Annotated in this window: 12 protein-coding genes and 3 other annotated features; of the genes, 1 reads left to right on the top strand and 11 read right to left on the bottom strand. The window is 38.6% G+C overall.

Annotated features, from left to right (window positions below):
* Position 1: 1 nt before the first annotated feature.
* The 11 genes from BFL01S_RS15610 to BFL01S_RS15560 all read right to left on the bottom strand — a co-directional run bounded on the left by BFL01S_RS15610 (position 2) and on the right by BFL01S_RS15560 (position 12657).
* Positions 2-238: a hypothetical protein gene (locus tag BFL01S_RS15610; RefSeq protein ID WP_035321301.1), complete on the bottom strand. Its 237-nt coding sequence runs from the start codon at positions 236-238 to the stop codon at positions 2-4.
* A 118-nt stretch (positions 239-356) separates the two neighbouring features.
* Positions 357-1640 (bottom strand): 3-phosphoshikimate 1-carboxyvinyltransferase, encoded by a 1284-nt coding sequence (gene aroA / locus BFL01S_RS15605; RefSeq protein WP_412762064.1) that lies wholly within the window; start codon positions 1638-1640, stop codon positions 357-359.
* 16 nt (positions 1641-1656) lie between these two features.
* The gene (locus BFL01S_RS15600; protein WP_061786231.1) at positions 1657-2514 is read right to left on the bottom strand and encodes a prephenate dehydrogenase; all 858 of its coding nucleotides are present in this window, start codon (positions 2512-2514) and stop codon (positions 1657-1659) included.
* Between the two features lie 20 nt (positions 2515-2534).
* Complete coding sequence (aroC, locus tag BFL01S_RS15595) at positions 2535-3701, bottom strand: chorismate synthase (protein ID WP_061786230.1); 1167 nt, start codon at positions 3699-3701, stop codon at positions 2535-2537.
* A 68-nt stretch (positions 3702-3769) separates the two neighbouring features.
* Positions 3770-3974, bottom strand: a binding site (T-box leader).
* Positions 3975-3980: 6 nt separating this feature from the next.
* Complete coding sequence (locus BFL01S_RS15590) at positions 3981-5054, bottom strand: bifunctional 3-deoxy-7-phosphoheptulonate synthase/chorismate mutase (protein ID WP_025911338.1); 1074 nt, start codon at positions 5052-5054, stop codon at positions 3981-3983.
* 91 nt (positions 5055-5145) lie between these two features.
* Positions 5146-5350: a binding site (T-box leader), on the bottom strand.
* Between the two features lie 69 nt (positions 5351-5419).
* Positions 5420-5624: a binding site (T-box leader), on the bottom strand.
* A gap of 265 nt (positions 5625-5889) precedes the next feature.
* Positions 5890-6420 carry a chromate transporter gene (locus BFL01S_RS15585; protein WP_061786229.1) on the bottom strand — a complete coding sequence of 177 codons (531 nt, stop codon included), beginning with the start codon at positions 6418-6420 and terminating at the stop codon, positions 5890-5892.
* A complete protein-coding gene (locus BFL01S_RS15580; protein ID WP_025911334.1) occupies positions 6417-6995 on the bottom strand; it encodes a chromate transporter in 579 nt (192 codons plus the stop codon). Before BFL01S_RS15580 ends, BFL01S_RS15585 begins: the two co-directional genes overlap by 4 nt.
* Before the next feature lie 33 nt (positions 6996-7028).
* Positions 7029-8642 carry a gamma-glutamyltransferase family protein gene (locus tag BFL01S_RS15575; RefSeq protein WP_025911333.1) on the bottom strand — a complete coding sequence of 538 codons (1614 nt, stop codon included), beginning with the start codon at positions 8640-8642 and terminating at the stop codon, positions 7029-7031.
* Positions 8643-8670: 28 nt separating this feature from the next.
* Positions 8671-9912: a pyridoxal-phosphate-dependent aminotransferase family protein gene (locus BFL01S_RS15570; RefSeq protein ID WP_061786228.1), complete on the bottom strand. Its 1242-nt coding sequence runs from the start codon at positions 9910-9912 to the stop codon at positions 8671-8673.
* Positions 9913-9924: 12 nt separating this feature from the next.
* Positions 9925-11175, bottom strand: coding sequence for an allantoate deiminase (gene allC / locus BFL01S_RS15565; RefSeq protein ID WP_061786227.1), 1251 nt, complete (start codon positions 11173-11175; stop codon positions 9925-9927).
* Between the two features lie 93 nt (positions 11176-11268).
* Positions 11269-12657 carry a YfcC family protein gene (locus BFL01S_RS15560; RefSeq protein ID WP_061786226.1) on the bottom strand — a complete coding sequence of 463 codons (1389 nt, stop codon included), beginning with the start codon at positions 12655-12657 and terminating at the stop codon, positions 11269-11271.
* 190 nt (positions 12658-12847) lie between these two features.
* Here BFL01S_RS15560 and BFL01S_RS15555 point away from each other — a divergent pair, with 190 nt between their 5' ends.
* Positions 12848-14449 carry a PucR family transcriptional regulator gene (locus BFL01S_RS15555; protein WP_061786225.1) on the top strand — a complete coding sequence of 534 codons (1602 nt, stop codon included), beginning with the start codon at positions 12848-12850 and terminating at the stop codon, positions 14447-14449.
* Positions 14450-14464: the final 15 nt, after the last annotated feature.

The following is a 14464-nucleotide window of genomic DNA, read 5'->3' as shown; positions in this document are numbered from 1 at the left end:
TTTATGCTTCTTTTCGAAAGAATCGATTATAGACTAAAATCATTGCGTACATCATTAAAAAGGAAGAGGTAAAAAAAACAAGCTTTCCCCAAACTGGGATATGATTAAAATAGCTTGTTTCATAAAACAAAACAAAAAAGCTAAATGGCAACAAAAACAATAGCCAAATAAAATCTCTATCCTTTAAAACTTTTAGAAAGAATAAAATCCCTCCGATATAGACAAACATTAAAAACATTGTAATTCACCAAATTCTCTTTCGTACTTTCTTCCATTATATAAGATAGTTAAAAGAAAACCTAGGTATATTCAAGTTAAATATGAAATACCGATCTTTTCACCTAGTTTTTAATCGGTTATTTACTTCCTTTAAGTTTATCTAGATGAGCAAAGAATGATGGGTATGATACCGATACAGCTTCGCGGTTTTTAATGATTGTTTCACCTTCTGCAATACAAGAAGCAACTGCTAGCATCATGCCAATACGGTGATCTCCATGACTATTTACGCTTGCACCATGAAGCGGCGTTCCTCCATAAATAATCATTCCATCTTCTGTTGCTTCAATATTAGCACCCATTTTATTTAGCTCATTAACGACTGTGTCAATTCGATTTGTTTCTTTCACTTTTAATTCAGCTGCATCTTTAATAACTGTCGTTCCTTGAGCCTGAGTTGCAGCCAGCGCGATAATTGGAATTTCATCAATTAAACGAGGAATGAGATCGCCTCCTACTTCAGTGCCTTTTAAAGGTGCTGACTTTACAACTAAATCTGCAAAAGGTTCTGCTACATCTGTCTTTAAATTCTTTTCTTCAATAGATGCACCCATATTAAGTAATACATCTAAAATTCCTGTGCGAGTTGGGTTCATACCAACCTTTTTTAATTCAATTTGACTGTTTGAAATAATAGACCCTGCTACTAAGAAAAACGCAGCCGATGAAATATCTCCGGGCACTTCAATATGTGTACCCGTTAACGTTTGTCCACCTTCAATTGAAACAGATAATCCTTCTTCTTTCACTTGAACACCAAAAGCTTCTAGCATTCGCTCAGTATGATCTCGCGACTTTTCTGGCTCAATAACCGTTGTAACGCCTTCGGCTTGTAGCCCAGCTAATAAAATCGCTGACTTTACCTGTGCACTAGCTACCGGAGATTTATATGTAATTCCTTTTACATTTCCACCTCTTAAAGAAAGAGGAGTAAAGTTGCCTTCTTCACGTCCATCTAATTGAATTCCCATGCTACGTAAAGGGTCTGTCACTCGCTTCATGGGACGCTTTGCAATAGACTCATCTCCTATCAGCGTATGATGATGTGCCGTATTTGATAAAATCCCCATTATTAAACGAATTGTTGTTCCTGAATTTCCAACGTCCAATACTTCAGTCGGCTCTTGTAGCCCTTGAATGCCACGACCTTTTACAATAACTGTTTCTTCATTCACAACTTCAATTTCTACGCCTAATTTACGAAAGCAAGAAATAGTGCTAAGGCAATCATCACCTGGTAGGAATCCTGAGATGGTTGTTGTTCCTTCTGCAATTGATCCAAACATTACCGATCGGTGCGAAATCGATTTATCACCTGGAACTTGAATTATCCCGTTTAATCCTTGAAGTGTCATATTCATTCTCCTTTATAATAATTTATACGTGCAGGGAATCTCTGAATTGTTTAGCATCTGAAAAGTAATGAAACAATTCATGACTATCTCCCTTTTCGAGCAAGTTCTTCACTTGCTCCATTTCTTTCATCCAATCATCTAAAAGTGCTAACAGCGTGTAGCGATTTTGTTTTAGAATATCTCTCCACATATGCGGGCTACTTGATGCGATCCGAGTAAGGTCTCGAAAGCCACCTGCTGCCATCTCAGTAATAAGCGTATTCTTTGCTGAGTATCCTTTCACTTGACGAACAAGACTGGTGGCAATTACATGAGGCAAATGACTGATAACCCCTGTTACTTGGTCATGTGTAATCGCATCTATAAAGACAAAGTGAGCTTGTGTCGGCGCAAGTAAATGCATAAGCGCATCTATCTTTTGTGGATTTTCGTCTTCAAAAGGGGTTAACATATAGCGAGCTTCATAAAATAGATCTGCTCGTGCATTACTTGCACCACTTTGGTGAGAACCAGCCATCGGGTGTCCGCCAATGAACGTTACTCCTTTTTCTTTTAACAAAAATGCCGTTTCCATTACTGCTACTTTAGTACTTCCAACATCTGTTATAACAACATTTTGTTGCAATGTCCACTTTGAAAGAACGTGTATCCAATTAGCTGTCTCTTCTACTGGCGTTGCTAAAATAATATAATCTGCCATTTCAGCTTCTTTTTTTACATCATCTGCTTGTTCGTCAATGACTGAGTGTGCCATTGCCACACGCATTTCTTCTATATTAATATCTGCTCCCACAATATGCACGTTTTCATTTTTTTTAATAGAAAGTGCCAGTGAACCTCCGATAAGACCAACACCAATCAGTAATACACGTTTTTTCACCTTTCATTCTCCTTTATATGTTAAAATTGCGCTGCATGCTTTCGATGCTCATTAATGTTTTGTTGCAGCAAATCAATGCGGTCTGAACCAAATTGTTCAACAATAGCCGAAGCTAATTCCCATGCAATAACTGATTCAGCTACAACAGCTGCTGCTGGAACTGCACAGCTATCAGAGCGTTCAATACTAGCTGCAAACGGTTCTTTTGTATCAATATCTACGCTTTGAAGCGGTTTATATAACGTTGGGATTGGCTTCATTACGCCTCGCACAACGATTGGCATTCCAGTAGTCATACCACCTTCTAATCCGCCTGCATTGTTTGTTTTACGCGTGTAACCTTGCTCTTCACTCCATAAAATTTCATCGTGCACTTCACTTCCTGGCTTACGTGCTGCTTCGAATCCAACACCAATCTCTACACCTTTAAAAGCATTTATGCTCATAATCGCCGCTGCAAGCTTTGAATCTAGCTTGCGATCGTAGTGTACATAGCTTCCAACCGCTGTTGGCATCCCTTCTACGACTACTTCTACTACACCGCCAATGCTATCACCGTTTTCTTTGGCTTCATCAATTGCTTTCATCATCTTTTGTCCAGCTTCTTCATCCAAGCAACGCACGGGAGATGCTTCCGTTTTTTCTTGAAGTTCCGCTAAGGATTGGTATGATGTCTGCTCTGCTTTGACACCGCCAATTTCTAGAACATGACATGCAATATTGACACCAACAGCTTTTAAAATTTGCTTTGCAACAGCTCCCGTTGCAACACGAACTGTTGTTTCACGAGCAGATGAACGTTCTAAAACGTTTCTCATGTCACGATGTCCGTATTTAATTGCACCGTTTAAATCTGCATGACCTGGTCTTGGCTTTGTAATTTGACGCTTCACTTCTGCATCTTCATCCACAGGGTCAGCTCCCATGATATTTCTCCAATGCGTAAAATCTTTGTTTTCTACTACGAGTGCCACTGGTGAACCTAAAGTAGCCCCATGTCTTACTCCACCTACAATTTGTACACGGTCTGTTTCAATTTGCATGCGACGACCACGACCATGACCTTTTTGTCTTCTAGCTAAATCTTCATTAATATGTTCTGCCGTTAATTCAAGCCCCGCTGGTACCCCTTCAACAATTGCTGTTAATTGTGGACCATGTGACTCTCCTGCTGTTAAATATCTCATCGTTTCCATCCTCCAATTTGTAAAATTCAATCTTTTCACCTAATAAAATAAGCTCGCCCCTCTTTTAAGATAGGGACGAGCTTATTCTCGCGATACCACCCTAGTTGCAAGCTATTCGTACTTACCACCTTCATTGTTTAACGATCAGTCGACCGCTCTTTACAGAGTGCTCAAGGAGTGTATTTTGCTCACATCTTTGTACTGATTTACACCGTCCATCAGCTCTCTATAACAGGGAGATGCTTGCTACTAGAGTCCTCTCATTGCATCGCTATATAATTATGATAACTTAACTGCCGCACCTTTTAATTCTGCCATGAAGTCATGGAATTCAGGAATGTTCATTTGTTGTGCTGAATCTGATAATGCCACAGCTGGATCTGGATGAACTTCAGCCATAACTGCATCTGCACCAATCGCAATTGCAGCTTTTGCACAAGGTAATAATAAGTCTTTACGTCCAGTTGAATGCGTTACATCTACAACAACTGGTAAATGCGTTTCTTGTTTTAAGATTGGTACTGCTGAGATATCTAATGTGTTACGAGTTGCACGCTCGTATGTGCGGATACCACGCTCACAAAGGATGATGTTACCATTTCCACGAGACATAATGTACTCAGCAGCGTTAATGAACTCTTCAATTGTTGCAGCTAAGCCGCGTTTTAGTAGGATCGGTTTATCAACTGAACCTGCTGCTTTTAATAATTCAAAGTTTTGCATGTTACGTGCACCAATTTGAATTACATCTACGTACTCTAATGCTGTTTCAATATCTTGTGGTGAAACAATTTCACTGATAATTTGAAGACCTAACTCATCTCCAACTTTACGTAAGATTTGCAAACCTTCTACACCTAAACCTTGGAAATCATATGGTGATGTACGAGGCTTAAATGCTCCTCCACGCATTAGCGTAATGCCTTGTTCTTTTAGAGCTAAGCCAACTTGTTTTACTTGCTCGTAGCTTTCTACTGCACATGGTCCCATAACGAACTGTAAGTTTCCATCTCCAACTTTCGTTCCGTTTACATCGACTACTGTATCGTCAGATTTCTTTTTACGAGATACAAGAAGCGCTTTTCTATGATCATCTTCTTGAAGCTCTAAGCTTGCCTTGAAAATTTCTTTAAAAATATGTTGAACTGTTGATGCTTCAAATGGTCCGTTATGGTTTGCTAAAATGTGATTTAATGATTCACGCTCACGAACTGGATCAAAACGTTTTACACCTTGTGTACCTTTTAGTTCACCAATTTCTTTTGCGATCTCACCACGTTTATTTAATAATTCTAAAATTTCTAAATTTAATTGATCGATTTGTCCACGTAATTGCTCTAAAGTTTTTGTCATTGTTAAGACCCTCCTAGATTTTGTATGTTTTTATAGTATCTTACATGTCCGCTGAGTGCGGAATATACAAAAAGTCCCTACTGATTGTGTCAGTAGGGACGAATTGATCGCGGTACCACCCTAATTGCAAGCATTTGCTTGCCTCTTCATTACGATAACGGCTATGCCGCTTTTGCTATGCAAAAGTAAGCTCCAAGAATGTAATTCACAACTAGTTTGTGTTCTGACTCGCACCGACCGTCAGCTCTCTGAAACAGGGAAACACGTTGCTACTATGCTCTTTTCATCGCTTGTTTAATTATTTAATTTTCTATAGGGCGGTAAATACAAAAAGTCCCTACTGATCTCACCCTTAAGGTAAGGTCAGTAGGGACGAATTAATCGCGGTACCACCCTAGTTGCAAGCATTCGCTTGCCTCTTCATTACGATAACGGCTATGCCGTCTTTTCCTACTCAGAAAAGATGCTCAAGGAATGTACTTCGAAGGGTTTGTGTTCTGACTCGCACCGACCGTCAGCTCTCTGAAACAGGGAAACCTTTTCTACTATTGCTCCTATCAACGCTCAATATTGACTATGTATGTGTGTTTAAACGTTTGTTTTAACGTTTAGATGATGTTGTGTGATGTTGATTTGTATTATGAATGGTTTTACCTAAATCGTCAATACTTTTTTAGGTTTTTTTTTATAATCTTTTACAAACTTTTTCCATAGACTTCCTTAAAACGTTGAATTATAAGCATATAAAACGTTTTCAATTAACTTCATTTTTTTATAAATAATACTGATTTTTATTATTTTCACACAAAAAAAGGCCTCATACTCGAGGTCTTTTTTAAGCAAGAAAAATAGCACCGTAAGCAAGAGCACCTACAATAACAATCGCTGGATGAACACGTAATCTCTCCATCAGTACAAAGCTCGTAATAATTAAAAATAACGTCTGCCATACCCCTGAATCCACATAAGAGCTTGCAAAGAAATCATAAGCCATAACTCCAAGTAGAACAGCAATAACAGGGCGAATAAAGTTTGTCATTTTCTTCACGTTTGGTGAATCTTTATACTTATATAAGATCCGTAATAAGACAACTAGAAGTATGACAGAAGGAGCAATTGTAGCTAGTAATGAAACAAACGCCCCCAGGATACCTGCTTCTTGATAGCCAATAAAACCTGCCATTTTTGTTGCGATTGGACCCGGTAGCGCATTACCAATTGCCAACATTTCACTAAACTCATTAACCGTTAACCACCCGTAGCGGTCAACTACTTCTTTTTGAATTAATGGAATTGAGGCTGGTCCCCCTCCATAACCTAAAATATTTGATACAAAAAAAGCCATAAACAATTGCCAATAAATCATACAGTTTCCCTCTTTTGTTCCTGAACTTCTTTTTCTTTTTGCTTTCTTTTAACGGGAATCCACGCTGCAACCATTAGTAAAATAATAATAATTGCTGGATGAATATGAATAAACTCCATCAGTACCAAACTTACAAATGCCAGTAAAATAGCTTTTGTCCAACCTAATCCACCAGTAGATTTTTTCAAGAAATCCCACGTCATAACAGCTAACATAACCCCAACTACAGGTACAACAGCTTTAGTCATTCCGATTACCCATGCCTGGTCTTTAAACTGCGTAAGGGTTGTCAAAAGGAGAACCATAAGCAAGACAGTTGGTGCTACTGCCGCAATTAATGCGTTAATCATCCCTATCACTCCGCCAACCCGATACCCAATATATCCCGCTAGCTTTGTTGCAATAGGACCTGGTAGCGTATTAGCAATTGCTAATACGTCACCAAACTCATCGCTATCCATCCACTTGTATGTATCAACAACCTCTTTTTTAACAAGTGGTATAGCGGACGGCCCACCTCCGTAACCAAGCATACCTGAGCGAAAAAACGCGATAAAAATATGTAATTGCTGCATTTTATACGCTCCTTTCTTTGTTGTAATCTCTCCTTAATACGTTAGAACAGCCCCATCTGTTCGAGGCTCTGTTCCTCCAAACAATACCCCTGTTTGAGGATCTCTGCGAATAATTTGTCCACGACCAAACGAATGACGACTTGTTGCCACTTGAACATCATGACCTTTTCTCTCTAACGCTTCCACAATATAACTTGGCATATCTTTTTCTACAAGAACTGTTTTATCATTAATCCATTGCCACCTTGGTGCATCTAGTGCCGCTTGAGGATTTAAATCAAAATCAACCATATTCATAATGACTTGAACATGACCTTGAGGCTGCATAAACGCTCCCATTACACCAAATGGTCCAACCGCTTGATTACCTTTTGTTAAAAAGCCTGGGATAATAGTATGATATGTTCTTTTACCTGGCTCTAGTCGATTATCGTGACTCTCATCGAGTGAAAAATTGTGTCCGCGGTTTTGAAGAGCAATGCCTGTTCCTGGAACAACTACTCCTGATCCAAAGCCTTTATAGTTGCTTTGAATAAAAGAAACCATATTCCCTTCATCATCAGCCGTTGCTAAATAAACGGTTCCACTGTGAAGTGGTTGACCAGCTTCTGGTAGCCTTGCATCGTCACCGATTAAAGCTCGACGTGCATCAGCATATTCATCGTGTAACAGATCTTCTATAGCCACCTTCATATGCTTAGAATCAGTAATAAATTTCTTTCCATCTGCAAAAGCTAGTTTCATCGCTTCAATTTGCTTATGGTACGTATCCACTGAATCTTTAGTTTTAAACTCATAACCTTTTAAGGTATTTAGTGCTAAAAGAGCAATTAAGCCTTGACCGTTAGGCGGAATCTCCCAAACATCATAGCCTCTATAAGACACCGAAATCGGCTTAACCCATTCAGGTTGAAAAGCTGCCAAATCTTCTTTTCGAATAAAGCCTCCATGAGCTTTAGAAAACGCATCAATTTTTTCAGCAATTCTTCCTCGATAAAATGATTCAGCTTCTGTTTCCGCAATCTCAATAAGCGTATCTGCATGATCACTTGATGACCACACTTCACCAATTTTTGGCGATTTTCCATTTATTCCAAATGTTTCAAACCAGCCAGCAAACTCTTCCCCTTTTAATTCGCCTTTAAACTTCTCGTATGCAACATTCCAATTGTAACCTAAAATCGGAGAGATAGGGAACCCCTCTTGAGCATATGTAATTGCAGGTTGCAGTACTTCTGTTAAAGGAAGCTTTCCAAATCGTTTTGATAATGCAGCCCAAGCACTAGGTGCACCAGGAACTGTTACAGGTGTTAAGCCATACTCGGGCATTTCTTCTGTTATACCTCTCTCTTTTAAAGCTTCTATTGAAAGCTTTTTAGGAGCAGGTCCGCTAGCATTTAAGCCGTGCAGTTCATCATTTATCCAAACAAGAGCAAATGCATCTCCTCCAATTCCATTTGACGTCGGCTCGACTACTGTTAAGCACGCTGCTGTTGCAATTGCCGCATCAACTGCGTTACCTCCTTTTTTTAGCATATCTAAACCTGCCTGCGCTGCTAAAGGTTGACTTGTTGCAACCATTCCATTTTTTCCAAATGTACACATTCTTTGCGAACCGTATGGATGCGTTAAAAAAAATTCATTCATTTCTCCCACTCCCCAACATGATCTATTTCTACACATGAACCAATTCACTATCATAAACATCTAAAGCAGCTTGTAAGGCTTTCCCTGCATTTATTAAAGTTCCTTTTCTTAACAAGGTTGCCTCAAGCCCGGCCAGCGTATATAAAACGTTATCCTGTCGACAGCTATATCCCATCGTACCAATTCTCCAAATCTTACCGTGAAGCGGACCAAACGAGCTTGCTATTTCAATTCCAAATTGATCAAGTAGCGTACTGCGAACGTCTTCTCCATTAATACCGCTTGGAATAATAACGCACGTCACGGTTGTTAACTTTGAAGCCTCATTGCCAAATAACGATAACCCCATTGCTTTAATACCTGCAACAAGTGCTTTTTCATGTAATTTATGACGAGCAAACCGTATATCTAAACCTTCTTCAAGTAAGATCCGAACTCCTTCATGAAGAGCATATAACATTGATGTTGCTTCCGTATGATGATTAAGGCGACGATCACTCCAGTAATCTTGTAATTGACTTAAATCAAAATAATTACTAATAATATTCGGTCGTGTTCGAACATTGTTATCTGCTTCTGTAGCAATTCCTTTCTCCACTTTTTTTCGTTGAGTAATATGATGCTCCACTCGTTCATTATAAGTAATTGGTGCCATCCCTGAAGGTACAGATATACACTTTTGTGTTCCAGCAATAAGTGCATCAATATACCAATCATCCACTTTAACATCTATACCCCCAATTGTTGCGACGGCATCAACAATAAATAAAGCATCGTTTTCTCGGCAAGCTTTCCCTATTTCTTTTAGGGACTGAACTCTACCTGTAGATGTTTCACCATGAACCATAGCTACTATTTTTGGATTGGTTCTCTTGATCTCACGAATAACTTGTTCTGGTTCAAACACGCTTCCCCATTCACATTCAATATTGTGGACAACTGCTCCGTATCGCTCAGAAATCTCTGTTAACAGGTGACCAAACCGTCCAAATATAGGTACAAATACCGTATCTCCTGGTTCAATAATACTTGCTAACACTGCTTCAAGCCCAGCTCTTGAAGTTCCATCGATTGGGAATGCCCATTTATTTTTGGTTTGAAACAATTCTCTTAGCATCTCCATCGTTTCATTCATAATCGTTGTAAATGCAGGGTCGAACTGACCAAGGATTGGCGTTCCAAGCACCCTTAGCACCCTAGGGTCTGCTTCTACAGGTCCAGGTGTCATGATTGTTCTCGGTGGAGCATTTAGTATTTTTTTATTTAGCATCTTAACATCCTCCTAATAGGCTAATTTGTAAAGTAACTCAATTAATACCTGGATTCCTTTCTCAAGCTGCTCAGCGCTTGTGTATTCTTTAGGTGAGTGACTAATTCCATTTTTACTTGGTACAAACAGTAAGCAAGTAGGTAATTTTGGTCCAAACACCTGTGAATCGTGACCAGCCCCGCTCACCATGCTCATATATGAAATGTTCTTTTCCTCGGAAATACTTTTAGAAATTTCAGATAAATTTTTATCCATTTGTACTGGTTTTTCATTCATCCACCGATTAATTTCTGTTGTTACACCTGCATTTATAGCAATTTCTCGTAGCATCACTTTTATCTCATGTTCAACTTTATCCAAGACACCATCTTCACCGTGTCTTATATCAATACTAAAGCTGACTTTTCCAGGTATAACATTTGGTACGTTAGGTGAAACATCTAACTTTCCTACCGTCATATACAGCTTCTCTTCGTATTTTTTGCTCATATCCAAGAGAGACGTAATGAAACGACAGCTTGCTGCTAAAGCGTCTTTACGGTGAGTCATCGGTGTTGTTCCAGCATGATTGCTCTCTCCTTGCACGGTTACTGTAAACCTTTTTTGTCCTGCAATACTTGATACAAGTCCGATATCAAGCTGTTTTTTTTCAAGCTGCTCACCTTGCTCAATATGTAGCTCAATAAAATGTGAAATATCTTGTCTAAACGGCTTTTTATAGTGACCTTTTCCAAATTGGTATTGCTCCATTGCTTTCTTTAACGTAATATTTTCTCGATCTTTTATTTCTTGACTCATATTTTCATAGTTGTATAATCCAACAATGTGACCAGACCCCCAATAAGTTAAAGGAAATCGACTTCCTTCTTCCTCACAGAGAGACACTACTTCAATCGACCGCTTTGGCATTCCGTACGTTTTTCGTAAGTGCTCTACTGCTATAAGACCTGCGATAATTCCAAACGCTCCGTCATATTTGCCTCCATACACAACTGTATCCACATGTGATCCGACTAGAATGGTTTTTTGATTCTGTTCTATCCCCTCAAGTCTTCCATAAAGATTCCCCACATCATCATAGTAAGCAGTTAGTTGATTTTCTGTCATCTTCTCTTTTAATGCTTCTTGAGCAGCGTACCATTCTGTTGAATATAGTAAACGTGTAACACCTTTTCTAGTATCCGCTCCAAATTGAGAAAGCCACTGAAGGTCTTTTTCAACCTGTAAGCAGAGCTTCGATTTCCCCTTCATTTCAGCAACCATCTTTTCCACCTCTTTCTTTTCATTTTACGAAATCTAAAAGTTGTTTTCATTGACAAATCCTCCAAAAAAAAGGTGTTTTTTTGGATAATATAACTAAGACCAACCGATTAGGTTTGCCACGACTAACAGTATAGCCCCCGCGGTCATCCACAGCAGGAAAAGAGGAAGAATAAACTTTACCCAGCGGTTCCACCCTACTCCAGCAATCGCTAGCGTAGCCATAAAGTATCCTGATGTAGGGAACAAAATATTAGAAAAACCATCTCCAAACTGAAAAGCTAGAATAGCTGTTTGTCTCGTAATACCTACTAAGTCTGCTAATGGTGCCATAATCGGCATCATGATAAGAGCTTGCCCACTTCCGCTTGGTACAAAGAAATTAAATACGCTTTGCGTAATTAGCATCCCTATTACAGTAACACTTTCGGGAAGATGTGAAATAACAGTAGAAATTCCATATACAATTGTATCCATGATTTGACCTTCGTTCATTACAACAGCTACACCTCTCGCAATTCCACAAACCATCGCACCAACTAAAACGTCCCGAAATCCTTCATTGAATGATTCAGCAATTTCTTTAGAGTTCATTCCTACGATTAAAGCCGGAATAATTCCCATCGCAATAAAATAGCCTCCTAATGTCACCATATCCCAACGATACAAAATAACTCCTGCAATCATCCCAATAAAAAATAAACCCGTTACAATACCAGCAACCTTCTGTCTATTTGTAGCACTACTCTTTAACGCATGTGGTTTTATAACCTCCTTTGGCTTAGTGCGATTCTTTTCCGCATACCTCATTACATAAGCCATTCCAATGCTAATAATAATAAGAAAACAAACCATTCGATATATCATTCCTGAATACAAAGGAAGTCCGGCAACCATTTGTGCTGTTCCTACTGTAAAGGGATTTGTAAGAGCTGCTGTAAAACCAGCAATGGTCCCACATAACGCAATTGCTGCAGCTGTAACCCGGTCATACCCCAACGAAAGCATAAGTGGCATAATCACTGGGACATATACAATTGCTAATTCAGGCGTTCCAATAAAGCATGCTATTAGTGCAAAAGTAAACATAAATACCGGAATTAGTAGCTTCGGCTTATGAGAAAAACTTTTTGCTATTTTTCCAACCCCAAGTTCGATTACACCTGCTGACCGAAGCGTTACAAATACTCCTCCAATGACAAATGTAAAGAAAATCACAGGAGCTGCTTCAACCATGCCTTGGGGAACAGCTTTTAGCATCCCTAGCAAACTGACAGGACTTGACTCCAATTCTGCATACGAAGTAGGGTCAATCATTTCCCTCCCATCTTCTCCTTGAACTCGATCATACGCTCCTGCTGGAACTAGATATGTAGCGATAGTCATTACACCAATGATAATGGCTAACATGAAGTAAATATGAGGAAATTCTCTTTTTTTCTTTACTTCTTTTAATGAATGTTCTTTTAAAACTGGCTGCGACATCCAACCCCTCCGTATTGTTATATTTTATTACATATTATGTTATATAATATATCTTACAAAAGATTTTATCTCGATTCATCTACTTTTTATACATTTTTTTCTGAATTTTTTATTTATTTTAACCAATTTATGTTTTAAAATAGGAATATAGCAATATTTAATGTAACTTTTTATAACAAGGGGTGGGAACATGGAGTTACAAACATTATTAAGCAGTCGGCCTTATGCTAGCGCATCTGTTGTGGCCGGAAAAAATGGGTTAACAAGAACCGTCCAAAATATTAACATGATGGACGCTCCAGATATTTTAACGTTTCTAAAAGAAGGGGAGCTGCTCGTCACAACCGGCTATCACTTTAAAGAAAAAGAAGAGAACCTATTACAATTGGTTGAGGGCATGGCAAAAAAACAGTGCGCAGGTCTAGCAATAAAAACGAAGCGATTCTTCGAACAAGTACCTTCATCTATTTGCGAACTCGCAGAGAAGCTAAACTTTCCTATCATCGACTTACAAACAGACGAAGCACTTGGTTCCATTATCAACGAATCTTTAAGCTTTATTTTAGATAAAAAAACAAGCGATCTTCAACAAGCGATGATGACTCATCAACTCTTTTCCTCCTATATTCTACAAGGAAACGGTGTTGAAAAAATATTACATTCACTTCAAACGTTATGCGACGCTCCAATTGGGCTATTCGACCTTCACGGAAATTTATTGTTTCACACAGAGAAAAAAGAAGAAAAAACATCAGCTTCTTTAGAAAAGATCGCCGTTCAGATAAATAATTATTTTCACCTTAAAGCCAGCTATGCTACGTTTTCTATCACAAAAACAAAACAAGAACTCAGCTTATTTTTAATTCCTACACATACACACAAGAGCAACTTTTTAGTTATTTATCGCAGCATGTTGCCAAACGAGTCATCCTTATTAACAATTGAACAAGCAGCGAATGTACTTTCCTTTGAAATGATGCGTCAACATGCTTTAAAAGAAGCAGAGCGCCGAAAGAAAAATGAATATTTCCATCAACTAACTCATGATTACTTCAAAAATATAGATGAAGCCACTTATCACGGAAAGCAGATTGGACTTTCTCCTGACAAAAAGTACATTTGTGCTGTTGGGAAAATCCCATTACAGCATTACACATACACAGATAGCGAAATGATTTATGAGCTCATCGAGTACGAATTGTCAAAACAGCCTATTCCAAGCTTATTATTCACACAGGATAATCGCTACGTCATTTTATTTTTCCCTGATAGTTACGATAAGCATCAGTTTATCGCAAACCAGCTCATCCTTATTCAAAAGGTTGTAAAAAGACATTATAAACAAAACGTATGCTTCGGAATAGGAAACCAAAGCCAGACGCTATTAACCGTGATAGATTCGTACAAAGAAGCCATCGAAGCACTTGAAAACATTCAAATGACCGACCAAGCAGCACCTATTCAATTTTATCAACCAAAACAATTTCGAGAACTTTTAAGACTTATTCCCTCTGCAGACTTGGAAGAATATCACGAAAAAGCGCTGGAAGGACTTCTTCACTACGATCGAAAAGACCAACCTATTTTATTAGACACGTTATCTACTTACCTAAACTTAAATTGTCAAATATCAGAAACAGCCAAACAGTTATTTATTCATAGAAACACCGTTATTTATCGAATTGAAAAGTGTGAAGAAATATTAGGGAGGTCGGTTCATACACCGGAAGAAACGCTTCGACTACGAATTGCGTTTCAAATCCACACTCATTTACACTCTAACTTTATTTAAAAAGAGACTGAGACA

Source organism: Priestia flexa NBRC 15715 (assembly GCF_001591565.1).
Lineage (GTDB): Bacteria > Bacillota > Bacilli > Bacillales > Bacillaceae_H > Priestia > Priestia flexa.
Note: the sequence above shows the minus strand (reverse complement) of the source record. Positions and strands in the feature narration are given on the sequence as shown.

Coding starts and splice junctions, on each gene's coding strand:
- BFL01S_RS15610 (WP_035321301.1), bottom strand. CDS start 238: ATGTTTTTAATGTTTGTCTATATCGGAGGGATTTTATTCTTTCTAAAA.
- aroA (WP_412762064.1), bottom strand. CDS start 1,640: ATGAATATGACACTTCAAGGATTAAACGGGATAATTCAAGTTCCAGGT.
- aroC (WP_061786230.1), bottom strand. CDS start 3,701: ATGAGATATTTAACAGCAGGAGAGTCACATGGTCCACAATTAACAGCA.
- BFL01S_RS15590 (WP_025911338.1), bottom strand. CDS start 5,054: ATGACAAAAACTTTAGAGCAATTACGTGGACAAATCGATCAATTAAAT.
- BFL01S_RS15585 (WP_061786229.1), bottom strand. CDS start 6,420: ATGATTTATTGGCAATTGTTTATGGCTTTTTTTGTATCAAATATTTTA.
- BFL01S_RS15580 (WP_025911334.1), bottom strand. CDS start 6,995: ATGCAGCAATTACATATTTTTATCGCGTTTTTTCGCTCAGGTATGCTT.
- BFL01S_RS15575 (WP_025911333.1), bottom strand. CDS start 8,642: ATGAATGAATTTTTTTTAACGCATCCATACGGTTCGCAAAGAATGTGT.
- BFL01S_RS15570 (WP_061786228.1), bottom strand. CDS start 9,912: ATGCTAAATAAAAAAATACTAAATGCTCCACCGAGAACAATCATGACA.
- allC (WP_061786227.1), bottom strand. CDS start 11,175: ATGGTTGCTGAAATGAAGGGGAAATCGAAGCTCTGCTTACAGGTTGAA.
- BFL01S_RS15560 (WP_061786226.1), bottom strand. CDS start 12,657: ATGTCGCAGCCAGTTTTAAAAGAACATTCATTAAAAGAAGTAAAGAAA.
- BFL01S_RS15555 (WP_061786225.1), top strand. CDS start 12,848: ATGGAGTTACAAACATTATTAAGCAGTCGGCCTTATGCTAGCGCATCT.